Genomic DNA, 15857 nt, shown 5'->3' on the forward strand with positions numbered 1-15857 from the left:
GACACCGGCTCCCGACCCGACCAGGAGAGACCCCGATGCCCGAATCCCGCACTCCCCTCCGCATCCTCGCTCCCCACGAAGCCGTCCCGACGATCGCCCGCGAACTCTCGCGGCGCCGGTTCCTCGGGCTCGCCGCGATCGCGGGTGGCACGGCGGTCCTCGCGGCCTGCGCGCCCGGCGGCAGCGGATCGCCCGCACCGCAGGCGACGGGCGGCGACCTCGAAAGCAGCCTGTCGATCTACACGTGGGGCGACTACGACTCCCCCGACGTCGTCGAGGGGTTCACCGCCGAGCTCGGCCCGACCGTGACCCTCGACTCGTACTCGTCGAACGAGGAGCTCATCGCGAAGCTCATCGCGGCCCGCGGCACATCCGGCTACGACATCGTCGTCCCGACGGGCGTCTTCATCCCGCAGATGATCGAGAACGAGCTCCTGACGAAGTTCAACAAGGACCTCCTGCCCAATCTCGCCAACATGGATGCCGCGTACCTCGGCCGCGCGTGGGACCCGGAGAACGACTACTCCGTCTGCAAGGCGTGGGGCACGACCGGGTTCGTCTACGACAAGACCGTCATCACGCGCGAACTCACGACGTGGGCGGACTTCTTCGACGCGGCGCAGAACGAAGCGAGCGGCAAGACGTCGATGTCAGACGACCCCGCCGGCATCATCGGCGCGTACTTCTGGGCGAACGACCTCGACTGGAACACGGAGGACGAGACCCAGCTCGAAGAGTGCCGGGCGTTCCTCGTCGAGCAGATCGCCCCGCACATCTCGGCCTTCGACTCGTACCCGGGAACCAACGCGATCCCGCAGGGCACGCAGGTGCTCATGCAGGCGTGGAACGGCGATGCGCGTCTGGGTCTCACCGAGTCGAGCGAGCCGGACCGCTGGCAGTGGGTGCTCCCCGGCCCCGTCACGGAGCTGTGGATGGACAACTGGGCGATCGCCGCGGGCGCCCCGAACCCGGAGGCCGCGCACGCGTTCATCAACTTCTCGATGACGCCCGAGAACCTCTTCCTCAACCTCGACTACATCGGCTACAACGTCGGCGGCAAGGACATGGAGGGCGAGGCGCAAGCCGCTGGCATCCCCTTCACCGACATGATCTTCTTCAGCCCCGAGCAGCTCGAGTCGATGCACGAGCAGACGCTCAACGACTCCCAGACGACACGGGTCAACATCTGGAACGAGATGAAGGCCGCCGCGGGTGCGTAGGAGCCGCTCGGCCGGAGCGTTCCTCGCGGTGCCGGCGTGGGCCTGGCTCACGGCGTTCTTCGTCGCGCCGGTCGCGATGGTCGTGTGGTTCAGCTTCGGCTACAAGCCGGGCGTCTTCGGAACGCACGCGAACGACATCCTCTCGTTCGACCGCTACGTCGAGGCGATGTCCCCGACGTTCTTCGCGACGTTCCAGAACACGCTGTGGGTCGGCATCCTCGGCACGATCCTGTGCTTCTTCATCGGCGCACCGGTCGCGTACTGGATGGCGTTCAAGGTGCGGCCCGAGCGACGCGGCATCCTCATCGCGCTCGTCCTCGTGCCCTTCTGGACGAACTTCCTCGTGCGCACGATCGGATGGCAGGTCATCTTCGCGCCCGAAGGATGGATGTCGGGGCTCCTTCAGACGATCGGCATCATCGACGGTCCTCTCGAGATCCTCTACACGCGAACGGCGGTCCTCGTCGGCGTCGTCTACAACTACCTGCCGCTCATGATCCTGCCGCTGTTCGTCGCGTTCGATCGAGTCGGCCCGACGCTCCGCGAAGCGTCGAAGGACCTCGGTGCGGGGAAGATTCGGACGTTCTTCCGCGTGACGCTGCCGCTGTCGCAGCCCGGTGTCATCGCGGGCGTTCTGCTCGTCTTCATCCCGCTCATGGGCGACTACATCACCGCGACGGTCCTCGGCGGCGCGCGCGGCAACATGGTCGGCCAGCTCGTCGCGAGCCAGTTCCAGACGGCGCAGAACTGGGCGCTCGGGTCGGCGATGGCCGTCCTGCTCATGCTCGTGATCACCCTCACGATCGCCGCCGCAGCCGCGGTCATCTGGCTCGTCGCGCTGCCGTTCCGCTCGGCGAACCGGCTCGTCCTGGGTGCGGAGCCCCCTGTCGACACGACGGATGCCGCAGCCCAGCCCGCTCGCGAAGAGGTGAAGGCATGACCGCTCAGCCCACGACCGAGGCGATCCTCCGGGCACGCGACGGCGGCACGGCGCGCCGAACGCGTGCGCACCGCTCCTGGACCGATGTCGCCCTCAACGTCTGGGGCATCCTCGTCCTGCTGTTCCTCTTCGCCCCCATCATCGTCATCGTCATCTACTCGTTCAACACGGGCCGGCTGCTCGTCTCGTGGGATGGCTTCGGCTTCGACGCGTTCCTCACGATCCTCGAGAAGCCCGCGATCCAGAACGCCGTCCGCGTCTCGCTCATCACGGCCGTCATCTCGGCTGTCATCGCGACGATCCTCGGAACCCTCGCCGGCATCGCGATGGCCCGCCACCCCGGCACCTGGGTGTGGTGGTTGCTGGGCCTGCTGCTCCTCGTCTCGGTGACGCCCGAGATCGTCGACGCCGTCGCACTCCTGCCGTTCCTCGTGTGGCTCGGCCAGGACATGGGCATCACGATGTTCAACGACGGCATCGTGCGTCTCTCGGTCGGATCGTCGCTCTTCGCGACCGCCGTCGTGTCGTACATCGTGCGCGCGCGCCTCGTCGGTCAGGACGCGAACCTCGAGGAGGCGTCGGGCGACCTCTACGCGCGTCCGCTCACGACGTTCCGCCGTGTGACCCTCGCGCTCGCGATGCCCGCCGTGCTCGCAGGGTTCCTCCTCGCGTTCACCCTGGCCCTCGACAACACGATCGTCGCGGCGTTCGTGCAGGTGTCGGGAACGACGCCGTGGCCGGTCTACGTCCTGAGCGCCGTGCGATCGGGTCTCCGCCCTGAAATCGCGGCCGTGTCGACGATCATGCTGCTCCTCACGCTCGTCGCTCTCGCGCTCGTCGCGCTCGTCCTCAAGCGCGCAGGCGATTCCGCGACCCAGATCGCCCGCACCATGACGGGAGGCTGACCCGTGGCCTACGCCGATCTCGTCTTCACGGGCGGGCCCGTCTTCACCGCCGACGCCGTCAGGTCACGAGCGCGGACGGTCGCCGTCGCGGACGGTCGCATCGTCGCCGTCGACACGACCGATGCGCGCGACCTGATCGGACCGCGCACCGAGGTCATCGATCTCGCCGGACGGATGCTCGTGCCGGGGTTCCAGGACGCGCACGTGCACCCCGTGTGGGGCGGCCTCGACATGCTGCGCTGCGATCTCGCCGAGTACGCGACGGCGACGGAGTACCTCGCCGCGATCGGGGACTACGCCTCGCGGCATCCGGATGACGAATGGATCCTCGGCGGCGGATGGCAGATGTCGGCCTTCCCCAGCGGCACACCCACGGCGGCGGCGCTCGACAGCGTCGTTCCCGACCGGCCCGCGTTCTTCCCCAACCGCGACGGCCATGGCGCGTGGGTGAACTCGGCCGCCCTCCGCCTCGCCGGCATCGACCGCGACACCCCCGACCCCGCGGACGGACGCATCGAACGGGATGCCGCAGGTCATCCGTCCGGGACGCTCCACGAGGGCGCCATGACCCTCGTCAATCGACTCCTCCCCGATGAGCCTCTCGAACGACTGACCGAGGCGCTCCTCGTCGGGCAGCGCTACTTGCATTCCTTCGGGATCACGGCGTGGCAGGACGCCATCGTCGGTCCGTACGGGGATGCCGGAGACCCCGCGCCCGCGTATCTCGCCGCCGCTGCGGCCGGCACGCTGACCGCACGCGTCGTCGGCGCGATCTGGTGGGATCGCTCGAAGGGTCTCGAGCAGATCCCCTCGCTCCTCGATCGACGAGACCGTTACCGCGCCGGGCGGTTCGCCGCGACGTCGGTGAAGATCATGCAGGACGGCGTCGCCGAGAACTTCACCGCCGCGATGCTCGAGCCCTACGGCGACGGCCACGGGCATCCCACCGACAATTCCGGGATCTCGTTCGTGCCGCCCGACGTGCTCTCCGAGGCCGTGCCGCTCCTCGACGCGGCGGGGTTCCAAGTGCACTTCCACGCGATCGGCGACCGCGCCGTGCGGGAATGCCTCGACGCTGTCGAGGAGGCCATCGCCCGCAACGGCCGGGGCGACAACCGGCATCACATCGCGCACATCCAGGTCGTGCATCCCGATGACATCCCGCGGTTCCGCGAGCTCGGCGTCGCCGCGAACATGCAGTCGCTATGGGCGACGCTCGAACCGCAGATGGTGGATCTGACGCTTCCCTTCCTCGGGTCGCCGCGCGACGCGTGGCAGTACCCGTTCGGCGACCTGCTCAGGTCCGGGGCCGTCCTCGCAGCCGGCAGCGACTGGTCGGTGTCGTCGCCGAATCCCCTCGCCGCGATCCACACGGCCGTCAACCGCATGGCTGCTCCCGGGTTCGAGGAAGGCGACTACGACGCGTTCCTCCCCGAGCAGGCGATCGACCTCGCGACATCGCTCGTCGCGTACACGGCCGGCTCCGCGTGGGTCAACCACCTCGACACGACGACCGGCACGATCGAAACCGGGAAGTACGCCGACCTCGCGGTGCTCGACCGCGACCCGTTCGCGGGACCCGCCGACGAGATCGGCGCGACCCGCGTTCTGCAGACCTTCGTCGAGGGCGAGCGCGTCTACGCCGCTCCCGACGCCTGAAGAGAGATACACCCATGGGCACCACCATCTTCGAACGGCAGCGACCGGCGGCATCCCTCATCGCCCGGAGTCTCGACGGAACTCGGCGCGGAGTCTTCTGGCTCGACGACCTGCCTCCGCAGCCGCAGCGCGCGCCGCTCTCTGGCGACGTCTCGGCAGACCTCGTCATCGTGGGCGGCGGCTACACGGGACTGTGGACGGCGGTGCAGGCCAAGCGCCGTGACCCCGACGCGCGCGTCGTCGTCCTCGAGGCCCGCACCGTCGGCTGGGCGGCCTCGGGACGCAACGGCGGATTCTGCGAAGCGAGCCTGACGCACGGCCGCGAGAACGGCCTCTCACGCTGGCCCGACGAGATCGACGAGCTCGACCGACTGGGCCTTGCGAACCTCGACGCGATGGGCGAGGACATCGCGTCCGCCGGCATCGACGCGGAGTGGGAGCGCACGGGTTCCTTCGGGGTCGCGACGGAACCTCACCAGCTCGAGTGGCTCGACGAGTGGGCGAGGGATGCCGCGGACCGGGGCGACGACTCGGTCTCGCGCCTCACGGCCGAGGAGGTGCAGGCGTCGATCGCATCGCCGATCCTCCTGGGGGCGGTGCGCGAGTCGCACACGACCGCGCTCGTGCATCCTGGGAAGCTCGCGGCGGGACTCGCTCAGGCCGCGGAAGAGGCCGGCGTGCTCATCTTCGAGCACTCCCTCGTGCGAGCCCTCGACGACGACGGTGACCGCATCACGGTGACGACGGCGGGCGGACGCGTGACGGCGAAGAACGTCGCCCTCGCGACGAACGTGTTCCCTTCGCTCCTGAAGCGAAACCGCCTCATGACGGTGCCCGTGTACGACTACGTGCTCATGACCGAACCCCTGTCCGCCGACCAGCTCGACGCGGTCGGCTGGTCTGGACGCGAAGGCCTCAGCGACCTCGCGAACCAGTTCCACTACATCCGTCTGAGCCGCGACAACAGGATCCTCTTCGGCGGATACGACGCCGTCTACCACTACGGACGCAAGGTGCGGGCCTCGTACGAGAACCGCCCCGAATCGTGGGAGAAGCTCGCGAGCCACTTCTTCACGATGTTCCCCCAACTCGACGACATCCGATTCAGCCACGCGTGGGCCGGAGCGATCGACACGTCGACGCAGTTCTGCGCCTTCTTCGGCACGGCCCGCCGCGAGCGGGTTGCGTACGCGGCCGGCTTCACGGGGCTCGGGGTCGCAGCGACGAGGTTCGCAGCCGAGGTCATGCTCGATCTCCTCGCGGGCGAGGACACCGAGCGGACGCGCCTGGAGATGGTGCGGCAGCGGCCGCTTCCGTTCCCGCCCGAGCCCGCGGCATCCGTCGGCATCCAGGCGACCCGCTGGTCGCTCGATCGCGCGGATCACACCGAGGGCCGCCGCAACGTGCTGCTGAAGACGCTCGACGCGCTCGGACTCGGGTTCGACTCATGACGCGCCTGACCTCGGGCGTTGCGGCGGATGCCGCGCGGCTTCCCGTGCCGTTCACGGCGGTCGCGCCCGAGCAGGTCGTCGAGGGAACGCCTTTGACGCGCTTCATCGACCTCGACGAGACCGGCGAGCGCTCGATCGGTGTGTGGGAGCATTCGCCCGGTGCGTCGCGCGACGTCGAGTCCGACGAGGTCTTCGTCGTGCTGGCGGGCGCGGCGACGGTCGCCTTCGAGCATCCCGAACTCCCTCCCATCGAGCTGCGCCCCGGTTCGGTGGTTCGCTTGGAGGCCGGCATGCGCACCGTCTGGACCGTCCGCGAAACCCTCCGCAAGGTCTACGTCTCCCCCTGACCGCTCCCGGTCGCCACCCGGGCGCCGCCCCGGTCGCCGTCCGGCTTCCGACGCCCGTCCTGTCGCCGACGCCCGTCCGGTCGCCGTCCTGTCGCCGAGAAGACCCGAACTGCGGTCTCCGCGCCCGATTTCGAACGGTTAGCGTCTTCTCGGCACCCGGGCGCCCCCGCTACGGCGCTCGCGCGACCGGGACGCCGATCTCGCCGAGAAGACGCAAACTGCGCACTTTGGGAAGAGTTCCGAGCGGTTTGGGTCTTCTCGGCGCTGGGGGCCGCGGCATCCCTCGTACGGCTGCGAGAAGACGCAGACTGCGCACGCGGCGGCTGAATGCCGACGGCTTGGGTCTTCTCGGCGAATGAGGCCGGGGGTCAGCGCCCTGCGGAACGGCGGACGAGCAGCGCGATGTGGAGGGCGGTCTGCATCTCGCCGTCGTCGAGGTCGGCGCCCAGAAGCTCCTCGATGAGCGCGATGCGCTGGTAGAACACCGACCGCGAGAGGTGCGAGGCGGCGGCCGCCGCCGTCCGATTGCCGGGGTGGGCGAGCATCGCCTCCAGCACGTCGAGAAGGTCGCCGCCCCGCACCAGATCGTGCTCGATGAGCGGCGCGAGCATCCGCTCGCCGTGCTCGATGACCCGATGGTCGCCCCGCAGCGCGGTCACGAGCTGAACAAGAGGCCGATCCTCCGCTCGCCGCAGCGCGGGTCCGCGTCCGGGCTTGCGCCGTCGTCCGCGGGCGAGGTCGACCGCTTCACGCAGCGACACGAGCGCGGCTTCGACCCCGTCGGCCCTCCGCCCGATCGACACGACGAGCCGATCGCGCTCCTCGGCCGTGTCGACGAGCGCTCCCGCGAAGGCGAGTACAGCCTCATCCGAGAAGTCGACGTGCGCTGGAAGAGACAGCAGCAGGGTCGTCGCCGGCTGCACGACGCCGTCGGGTGCCGATCCCGCGAGCGCACGGCCGCGCAGGCCGCGAGCCGCGGCATCCGCTGCCTCGGGGCTGACGACGGCACCGGATGCCACGATCCCGAACAGCTGCGTTCCGGACAGGGGAAGCCCGCCCGCCTCGAGCCGCGCGGCCGCACCGCCGATGCCCGCGAAGCGTCCGGCCACGAGTCCGTCGACGAGACGGCGGCGACTGATCCGCCCCCACTCGTCGGTGTCGCCGTCGGCGAGCCGCCCCACCGCGAGCGCGATCGCCGCCTGCTCGAGGACAGCGGTCCGACCGGCGGGGTGCGGTGGCCCGGGAAGAACGACGAGGTGTCCCCAACGGATGCCGCGGGCCTCGACGGGTACGACGAGCCACTCGTCCGCCGCGGGCGCGCCGCCGCGCTCCTGCCGCTGCGCGGCGCGGCGATGTGCGGAACGGGAGCGCAACTCCCACTCGGAGAACAGCTCCTCTTCGAGCGCGAGCGGAACCTCGGCCGCGATCACTTCGTGCGCCCGATTCTCGAGGATGACGGGGGCACCGAGGGTCTGCGCGAGCTGGTGGACGACGAAGTCCGCCGGCGACCCCCGCAACGCCAGGGCCGTGAACCGCTCGCGCACTTCGTCACGAGCTCGCAGGGCATCGTTCTGGTCGGAGATGATGCGCCCGTGCACCGCCTGCGTGAGCCCGACGAACTTCACTTCGCGATGCAGGACCGCGAGGGCGAAACCGCGATCGCGGGCGACGTCGACGAGTTCGGGCGGAGGTTCCGTGAAGTGGGTTCCGAGTTCGAGCACGACCCCCACGACTCCGACATCGGCGAGCTCGTGGGCGAAGCGGCGACGCTCGTCGGCGTCATCGGGCCACGCGGAGCCTGTCGTCAGAAGCATCTCGCCGCCGTCGAGCAGTCGTGCGACGCCGGCGCTGTCGGAGACGTGGAGCCAGCGAACGCGGCCGTCGAGGACGCCGTCGCCGACGAGCACCTCGGGGACCCCCTCGGCGAACGCCTCGAGCGCCAGCACGTCGCGCACGGACGGCAGAGTCTCGCGCGCGGACAGCGGCGTCGGACGATCCGTCTGTGTGACGACATCTTCACGACGTTCGGGAAACATCGCGGGCCCCCTTGCTTTGGCACACTGGGTTCTGATCAGACTAGGTCATGCCGGTCGATCTGTCCGGCCACCTCCGCCGGCTTCCCCTGAGAGGATCCGCTCATGGTCGAATCATCCACATCGCTCGCCGACGCCGAGGCCGAAGCCCGGGTCCGCGCCGACGACCGCGCGCATGTGTTCCACTCGTGGAGCGCGCAGGCGCTCATCGATCCGCTTCCCGTCGCGGGAGGCGCGGGAGCGACGTTCTGGGACTACAACGGCACGAGCTACCTCGACTTCTCGTCGCAGCTCGTCAACCTGAACCTCGGCCACCAGCATCCGGATCTCGTGGCCGCGATCCAAGAGCAGGCAGGACGACTCGCGACGATCGCCCCCGCGATGGCCAATGACGTGCGCGGCGAGCTCGCCCGCCGGATCTGCGACGTCGCGCCGGACGGCTTCTCGAAGGTCTTCTTCACGAACGGCGGCGCCGACGCGAACGAGAACGCCGTGCGGATGGCACGGATCGTGACGGGCAAGCGCAAGGTCCTCTCGGCCTACCGCAGCTATCACGGCAACACGACGACCGCGATCTCGCTCACGGGCGACCCACGGCGCTGGGCGAACGAGCCGGCGGATGGATCGGTCGCGCACTTCTTCGGGCCGTATCCGTACCGCTCGGCGTTCCACTCCTCGACCCCCGAGGAGGAGTCGGCGCGGGCCCTCGCACACCTCGAGCAGACGATCGTGCTGGAAGGCGCGTCGACGATCGGCGCCATCATCCTCGAGTCGATCGTCGGCACGAACGGCGTGCTCATCCCCCCGCCCGGTTACTACGCCGGGGTTCGCGAGCTGTGCGACCGGTACGGCATCCTCCTGATCGCCGACGAGGTCATGGTGGGATTCGGCCGCGTCGGCGAGTGGTTCGCGTTCCAAGCTTTCGACGTCGTGCCCGACCTCATCACGTTCGCGAAGGGCGTCAACTCGGGCTACGTGCCGCTCGGCGGGGTCGTCATCTCCGATCGCGTCGCGGCGCACTTCGACACGACGGTCTTCCCCGGCGGACTCACGTACTCGGGTCATCCGCTCGCGTGCGCCGCGGGGGTCGCAACCTTCGAGGTGTTCGAGCGCGACGGCATCCTCGAGCGCGTCCGCGACCTCGGGACGCGCGTCGTCGAGCCCCGCCTTCGCGCCATGGCTTCGCGGCATCCGTCCGTCGGCGACGTGCGCGGCATGGGCCTGTTCTGGGCGATCGAGCTCGTGAAGAACCGCGAGACGCGCGAACCGCTCGTGCCCTTCAACGCAGCCGGAGCGGATGCCGCGCCCGTCGCCGCCGTCGCCGCCGCGTGCAAGCGGGAGGGCGTCTGGCCCTTCACGCACTTCAACCGCCTGCACGTCGCGCCACCCCTCGTGATCACGGAGGACGAGCTCGTCCGAGGCCTCGAGGTCATCGACCGCGCCCTCGACGTCGCCGACACCTACGCCGTCTGAGCCCGGGCATCCGTCGCTCACTTGTCGCAAAGGGCGGCCTCGCGCGCTCCCAACCCGCCATTCGAGACTAGTGAACCTCCCGAAGCCCGGGGCGGGTCAGCGGCGCGGGGTCCAGCCGGGAGGGGTCGGCCCGTCGAGGGCGGCGCGTTCGCGATCCGCGGCGGCGGACCAGCCCTGCGCGGCATCCGCCGTGTCGAAACCGCCCCGCGCGACGCGGAATCCCACGTCGTCGTGGTGCATGCGCGGCGCACCCCCGCGCCGTGTCGAGGCGCGGACGCTCCACGCGTCATCGGCGAAACCGCCGCCGCGGAACACCCGGTACGCGTCGTATCGCGCCGGGTCGAGGAGGTCCCAGCACCACTCCCAGACGTTCCCGAGAGTGTCGAAAAGACCGAAGAGGTTCGGATGCCGCCCGCCGATGTCCTGCGGTGACGTGACGCCGTCGGCGCTGGTCCACGCGACCTCCGCGAGCGGACCGTAGTGCGGGCCCGTCGAGCCGGCGCGGCACGCGTACTCCCACTCGGCTTCCGTCGGGAGTCGGTAGCCGTCCGAATCGACATGCCACGTGACCTCTTCGCCCTCGAAGGTGTAGGCGCTGTCGAGTCCCTCCCACTCCGACGCCGCATTGCAGAAGCGGACGGCGCGCAGCCAGCTCACGTCGACGGCGGGGCGCCGCGGATGCCGCGAGGGTTCGCCGAGGATCTCGGCGAGCTGCTCCTCGGTCACGGGGAAGACGCCGATCTCGAACGCCTCGAGCTCGACGGTCCACCTCCGTGAGCGCCGAGCGTCGTGCATCGTCACCGTCCCCGCCGGCAACGCACGCATCTCGAAATCGGGCACGGCGCGAGTATGCCACGTCGCCTGCACGCTCCCGCCGGACGTGCCCAATCCGAGCGGTCCAGCGCGACGAATATCAGACGCCCGAACACGGCGTCGGACGGGAATGCAGAACGGATCCCATGCGTTGGCATGAGAGCCGGTCCGGGAGAGGACCGCAGGAGGGGAACGTGGGTAAGAACTACGTCGACATCGAGAACGACCGAGGCGAGACGCTGCGCTACCGCAAGCACGTCAACGGGCGGGGGCTCATCGCGCATGGCGCGAAGGTCCACCCGAGCGCGGTCGTCGAAGCGGGCGCTTACGTCGAGCCCGGCGCGCAGGTCGCGGCCGGTGCGCACGTCGGCCGTGGCGCATGGGTCGAATCGGACGCCGTCATCGGCCCGGACGTCACGATCGAGCCGCTCGCGCACATCGGTTCGGGTGCCGCGATCGGTGCGGGAGCCAAGATCGGCATCCGCACCCAGATCGGAACGGGCGCGCACGTCGCGGTCGGCTCACTCATCGGCGACAACGAGACGGTCGGCGACGGAGAGCACGTCGCGACGGATCGCCGCGGCCTCCGCCTCGCGGCCTGAGTCCCCTACGCGAGGTCGCGCAACCGCGCAACGAATCCGTCCCCGGCGCGACGCTCGTACGTCACGGCGATGATCAGCAGGACGGCGCCGACGACGGCGAGCGTGATCCACCACGGCATCGCTTCGATTCCACGCCCGATCTGCACGAGGAACGCGAGCACGTTCTCCACGGGAAGCACGACGATTCCGATGACGAACGGCGCGGCGAGGCGGCGAGCGGCCCCGACGAGGATCGCCAGGAGCGCCAGCACGATCACGAGGATCGCACGCCACGTCAGCGGATCGGTGAACGTCGCCGCGATCGAGCCACTGAGGACCACGACGAGGCCCGGTGCGAGGAGCGCCCACGACCCGGAGAACCCCGCAGGCCACGCCGACAGTGACCGGATGCCACGGGCCGTGGCATCCGTCTGGTCAGGCAGCTGCACCGGCACCCCCATCTGACGCCGCAGGGCGATCCAGCCGGCGGAAAGCAGCGCGACGCCCAGCGGCAGCGAGAACCACTCGACGCGGAGGTCGCGCGGGCTCCACGCCACGACCGCTGTGGCGAATGCGAGGCCGAACAGGAACCACACCGGCGGCAGCGACGTCACACCGCGCACGCCGCGCCATGCCGCGACGACGACCGTGACGAGGAGCGCGAGCATGAGCGCCCACATCGTCCAGATCGCGAACCAGTCGCGCTCGATCGCCGCCCACGTGCCCACCGCGAGGTAGGCGAACGCCGGTGCCGTCAGCCACAGCGATGGCCGGGCCGTGCGATCCGGCGAGCGAAGTGCCCGCGCCGCGACGGCCGCCGCACCGGCACCCGCGAGAGCGAGAGCGGCGCACGTCACGATGACGGGGACGCCAGCGGGCAGGGCATCGACGCCGAGCCCGAAGCGCACACCCTGCACGGCGCCGGCCGCGGCGGCCACGATCGCAGCCGCCAGGGTCACGGTGCGGAGCGGCGCGAGCCTCCCACGGAGGACGGCCCCCGCGGCCGCGAGCGCCCAGGCCGCCGCGACGAGCGCGAGGGCACGCGAAGGCGGCCCGACGAGGGCGGTCACCACGACGAGCGGCACGATCGCCGACCCGATGCCCGCCGCGTACAGCTCGCGCGCCTGCCGCCCGATGCCGGTGAGGATGGCGCCGACGAGCGCCGCAACGAGCGCCGGCGGCAGCAGGTACGCCTCGAGCAGGCCGACACCGGCGAGCCCCCACCCACACCAGAGCGCGCCCGTGAACGCCGCACCCGCCAGCCACCAGCCGTATCGGCGGTCGCCCCACAGGGCCGTGACGACTCCCGCGACGCCGAGGACGGCGAGCACGACGAGGGAGGTGCCGAGGCCCGCGGCATCCCGAACGAGCGCGAGTCCGACGGCGATCACCGCGGTCAGCAGCGTCGTCACCTCGACGCCGATCCGCACGAGGGCCGCGTCGCGTGCGCCGATGCGCGGCGCGAGAAGCGCCCGGAGGCCCGGGCCGGACGGCAGCACGACGCCCACGAGTACAGCGATGACGGGGAGGACGACGGGTGAGCCGCTCCCCGCGAGCAGCTCGGCACCGACGCAGACGATCACGACCGCGAGTGCGGGAACGAGCACGCCGGCCGCCGCGAGGCGCAGCGGCATCACGAGTCCCGCACGGCGGGTGACGACGAGGGCGAGGGCAAGCGCGAAGATGAGGCTCGTCGACAGGGCTGTCCAGCCGCTCCGCACGAAGATGACCTGCGCGACGCCGAGAAGGAACGGCACGGACGTCACGGCGAGCACGGCGTACCAGTCCCGCACACGCACCCGCCGGGCGAAGGTCGCGGCGATCCCCACGATCGCCCCCGCCGACGTCGTGAGGCACAGGATCGCGATGCCGTCGAGACGGGCGAGCGACAGGCCCGTGGCGAAGACGACGAGGGCGTAGGCGTATCCGGCGCCGACGTGCAGGAACCGGACGGATGCCGGGACGGTCGCTGCCAGCGCGCCGACCGCGACGACGACGGCGGCTCCCGCCCAGACCGCGAGGTCGAGGTCTCGCCACGACAGGATCGCGGCGAACAGCACGAGCACGTGCGCTGTCGCGGCGAGCGGAACCCTGAGAGCGGGGCGCCGAAACGACGAGAGGCGCGCGACGGCGAGGCTCAGGAGGATCGCGGCGCCGAGTCCGAGGGTGATGCGGCCCCACACGGCGATCATGGGGATCGTCAGGACTGTCAGCACGGCCATCCCCGCGTACCAGACGCCCAGGGAGGCGACCCAGCGCATGCCGAGCGGGATCGCGGGGGTTCCGGATGCCGGATCCGGACCGGGCAGCGGAGTCGGGCGGGGTTCGGAAGGACGGAGGCGCTCGCGTAGCATCCCGAACGCGGCGAGCCCCACGGCGAGCGCGGCGAGTCCGCAGGCCACGGCGACGGAGAAGCCGCCGTCGTCGGTCGCGTAGACGTCGCCGCCGAGAACGGCGGAGGCGCCGAGGGCGAGGGCCGCGAGCATCGGCGGCGCGGCCGTCAGCGCGACGACGGCGATCGCACCGCCCGCGAGGTACCCGGGCTCGATCGTGCGGGGCATCGGAGCGAGCGCGGCCATCGTGATCCCGCCGAGGACGGCCGCTGCGGGGATCGCCGTCCACCACCAGACTCCCGCCGGAAGCCCGATCGTGAGAGGCAGCACGGCGACGGCGGCGGTGCCGAGCGCGCCGCCGAGGAAGCTCCACATGCGACGGCCGGGGTGATGCGTCGAGAAGACGGAGAGAAGAGCGGATGCCGCCAGCACACCGCACACGCCGGCGGGAAGCTGCTCGGGTGGGAGGCCTCCGAAGAGCACCGGTTGCAGCACGGCGGCCGCGAGCGCGATCACCTCGATCACGGTGAGCGTCGCGCGCTCGCTGCGGAGCGACGTGTCGAAGCGGCGTGCGAAACGACCGGTGAGAAGGAGGAGCGCGAAGCCCGCCACGGCAGCACCGAGCGACCCGAGGATGGGTGCGTCCGCCGCGAGGCCGAGCATCGCCGGGACGAGCGTCAGGGCGACGAGCCCCGACCACAGCCATGCCCGCAGCCGCAGGACGAGGGCAAGACCCGCGAGCGCAGCGCCTGCGACGAGAGTCGCGATGGCCGCGACGAACCACTCGGCGCCGACGGAGGCGACGGCGATCGCCCGCACGTCGAGTCCTACGAAGACGACGCCGAGCGCCCCGACGGCTTCGGCCGAGAAGCTCAGGCCGCGGCGCTGCAACGCGGCGGCACCGCCGAGGAACACGAGTGTCACGGCGCCGACGATGAGTCCGCGTGCGAGCGGATCGGTGACGTCGGGGTTGAGGAACGTGAAGACGATCGCGGCGACCGCGACGAGCCCCGCCCCGGCGACGGCGAGGACGGACTGCACCGTCGCACTCGATCGGGGTGCGCGGTCTGCTCGCGGCGCGATGACGGGAGCGGGCTCGGGGGCCGCGGCATCCGTCACCCGGGTCGGCACGCGATCGAGGACCTCCTGCCTCGTGCGGAGGGCTTCGACGGCGGCGAGCGACGCGTCCCACAGCTCGCCGCCGATCGGGCCCGAGTAGTCGGCGCCGCACCGGTGGCAGTGGCGTCCGTCGAGCCCGGCACCGCAGCGCGGGCAGGACAGAGAGTCCTCGAGGCGCGCGATGGCGTCCGCGCTCCATCGGGGGCGTTGGGGCGTGAGGGTGCTCATGCGTCGCCCTCCTCATCGGGAACCCACTGCAGGATGTCGCCCGGCTGACATTCGAGAACGCGGCAGATCGCGTCGAGCGTCGTGAAGCGGATGGCCTTGGCTCGCCCGTTCTTGAGCACCGACACGTTCGCGGGGGTGATGTCGATCGCGGCGGCGAATTCGCCCACGGACATCTTCTTCTTCGCCAGTTCGACGTCGAGGTTGATGATGATGGCCATCACACGACCTCCGAGAGGTCCTGCTCGAGCTGCCAGGCCTTTTTCAGCAGCCCGCGGAGGACGACGATGAGGAGCGAGAGCCCGCCGCCCACGACGAGACCCAGCACGCACAACAGCGTGATGGAGGCGTTCTCGACGCCGGTCACCATGAACGTCACGAGGGTCACCGCGACGAGGAAGGTCGCGAACCCGACGGCGCCGAGACTCACGTCGACGTCGGGGAACGCCCGCTCGCTGAAGATCGCGTCGCGGCGGACGAGTGACAGCAGACGCCAGACGCAGACGAGCACGACCTGGACGCAGATGAGGAACAGGATGCCGACGATGATGCCCGGCACTTGGAGATAGGCGATCTCGTGGTACCTCCACGCCGACTGCGCAGCGACCGCCGGAATGACGAAGATCTGGCACGTGACGAGGAGCGCGATAAGCGCGCCGATCAAGACCTTGAGAACGAGGATCGTAGAGCGCTGCATGGTCCACCTATCGAAAATCGGCGATCATCTATCGAAAAACGATAGCTATCTATCGACCTTC

The 15857-nt window shown here is 70.4% G+C and carries 13 protein-coding genes; 8 read left to right on the forward strand and 5 right to left on the reverse strand.

Features of this window, described 5'->3' with window-relative positions; translation table 11 throughout:
- Positions 1-35 precede the first annotated feature (35 nt).
- Genes FBY39_RS01245 through FBY39_RS01270 form a run of 6 tightly spaced genes read left to right on the forward strand, consistent with a single transcriptional unit; the run spans position 36 to position 6522 of the window.
- The gene (locus FBY39_RS01245) at positions 36-1220 is read left to right on the forward strand and encodes an extracellular solute-binding protein (RefSeq protein WP_141929866.1); all 1185 of its coding nucleotides are present in this window, start codon (positions 36-38) and stop codon (positions 1218-1220) included.
- A complete protein-coding gene (locus FBY39_RS01250; protein ID WP_141929867.1) occupies positions 1213-2160 on the forward strand; it encodes an ABC transporter permease in 948 nt (315 codons plus the stop codon). Before FBY39_RS01245 ends, FBY39_RS01250 begins: the two co-directional genes overlap by 8 nt.
- A complete protein-coding gene (locus FBY39_RS01255; RefSeq protein WP_141929868.1) occupies positions 2157-3065 on the forward strand; it encodes an ABC transporter permease in 909 nt (302 codons plus the stop codon). The genes FBY39_RS01250 and FBY39_RS01255 overlap by 4 nt, the downstream gene beginning before the upstream one ends.
- Positions 3066-3068: 3 nt before the next feature.
- Positions 3069-4724 carry an amidohydrolase gene (locus tag FBY39_RS01260; RefSeq protein WP_141929869.1) on the forward strand — a complete coding sequence of 552 codons (1656 nt, stop codon included), beginning with the start codon at positions 3069-3071 and terminating at the stop codon, positions 4722-4724.
- A gap of 14 nt (positions 4725-4738) precedes the next feature.
- Positions 4739-6175, forward strand: a complete 1437-nt coding sequence (locus FBY39_RS01265) for an FAD-binding oxidoreductase (RefSeq protein ID WP_141929870.1) — start codon at positions 4739-4741, stop codon at positions 6173-6175.
- Positions 6172-6522: a cupin domain-containing protein gene (locus FBY39_RS01270; protein WP_141929871.1), complete on the forward strand. Its 351-nt coding sequence runs from the start codon at positions 6172-6174 to the stop codon at positions 6520-6522. The genes FBY39_RS01265 and FBY39_RS01270 overlap by 4 nt, the downstream gene beginning before the upstream one ends.
- 368 nt (positions 6523-6890) lie before the next feature.
- On the opposite strand, the gene FBY39_RS01275 is transcribed toward FBY39_RS01270, so the two are convergent.
- Positions 6891-8558, reverse strand: a complete 1668-nt coding sequence (locus FBY39_RS01275) for a PucR family transcriptional regulator (RefSeq protein WP_260837386.1) — start codon at positions 8556-8558, stop codon at positions 6891-6893.
- A 102-nt stretch (positions 8559-8660) separates the two neighbouring features.
- On the opposite strand from FBY39_RS01275, the gene FBY39_RS01280 reads away from it, so the two are divergent.
- Positions 8661-10028, forward strand: coding sequence for an aspartate aminotransferase family protein (locus FBY39_RS01280; protein ID WP_141929872.1), 1368 nt, complete (start codon positions 8661-8663; stop codon positions 10026-10028).
- Between the two features lie 96 nt (positions 10029-10124).
- Here FBY39_RS01280 and FBY39_RS01285 read toward each other — a convergent pair whose 3' ends face one another.
- Positions 10125-10853, reverse strand: a complete 729-nt coding sequence (locus tag FBY39_RS01285; protein ID WP_396652294.1) for a formylglycine-generating enzyme family protein — start codon at positions 10851-10853, stop codon at positions 10125-10127.
- A gap of 182 nt (positions 10854-11035) precedes the next feature.
- Here FBY39_RS01285 and FBY39_RS01290 point away from each other — a divergent pair, with 182 nt between their 5' ends.
- On the forward strand, positions 11036-11443 hold the full coding sequence (locus FBY39_RS01290; protein WP_141929874.1) for a transferase: 408 nt from the start codon (positions 11036-11038) through the stop codon (positions 11441-11443).
- Between the two features lie 5 nt (positions 11444-11448).
- Here the strand turns inward: FBY39_RS01290 and FBY39_RS01295 are convergent, their stop codons facing one another.
- The 3 genes from FBY39_RS01295 to FBY39_RS01305 are packed head-to-tail and all read right to left on the reverse strand — an operon-like array spanning position 11449 to position 15796.
- On the reverse strand, positions 11449-15102 hold the full coding sequence (locus tag FBY39_RS01295) for an SCO7613 C-terminal domain-containing membrane protein (protein ID WP_141929875.1): 3654 nt from the start codon (positions 15100-15102) through the stop codon (positions 11449-11451).
- Entirely contained in the window at positions 15099-15320 is a 222-nt protein-coding gene (locus FBY39_RS01300; RefSeq protein WP_141929876.1) for a helix-turn-helix transcriptional regulator, read from the reverse strand. Before FBY39_RS01300 ends, FBY39_RS01295 begins: the two co-directional genes overlap by 4 nt.
- Entirely contained in the window at positions 15320-15796 is a 477-nt protein-coding gene (locus FBY39_RS01305; protein ID WP_141929877.1) for a DUF2975 domain-containing protein, read from the reverse strand. Before FBY39_RS01305 ends, FBY39_RS01300 begins: the two co-directional genes overlap by 1 nt.
- Positions 15797-15857: the final 61 nt, after the last annotated feature.

Origin of the sequence: Microbacterium sp. SLBN-146, from assembly GCF_006715145.1 — a bacterium.
Lineage (GTDB): Bacteria > Actinomycetota > Actinomycetes > Actinomycetales > Microbacteriaceae > Microbacterium.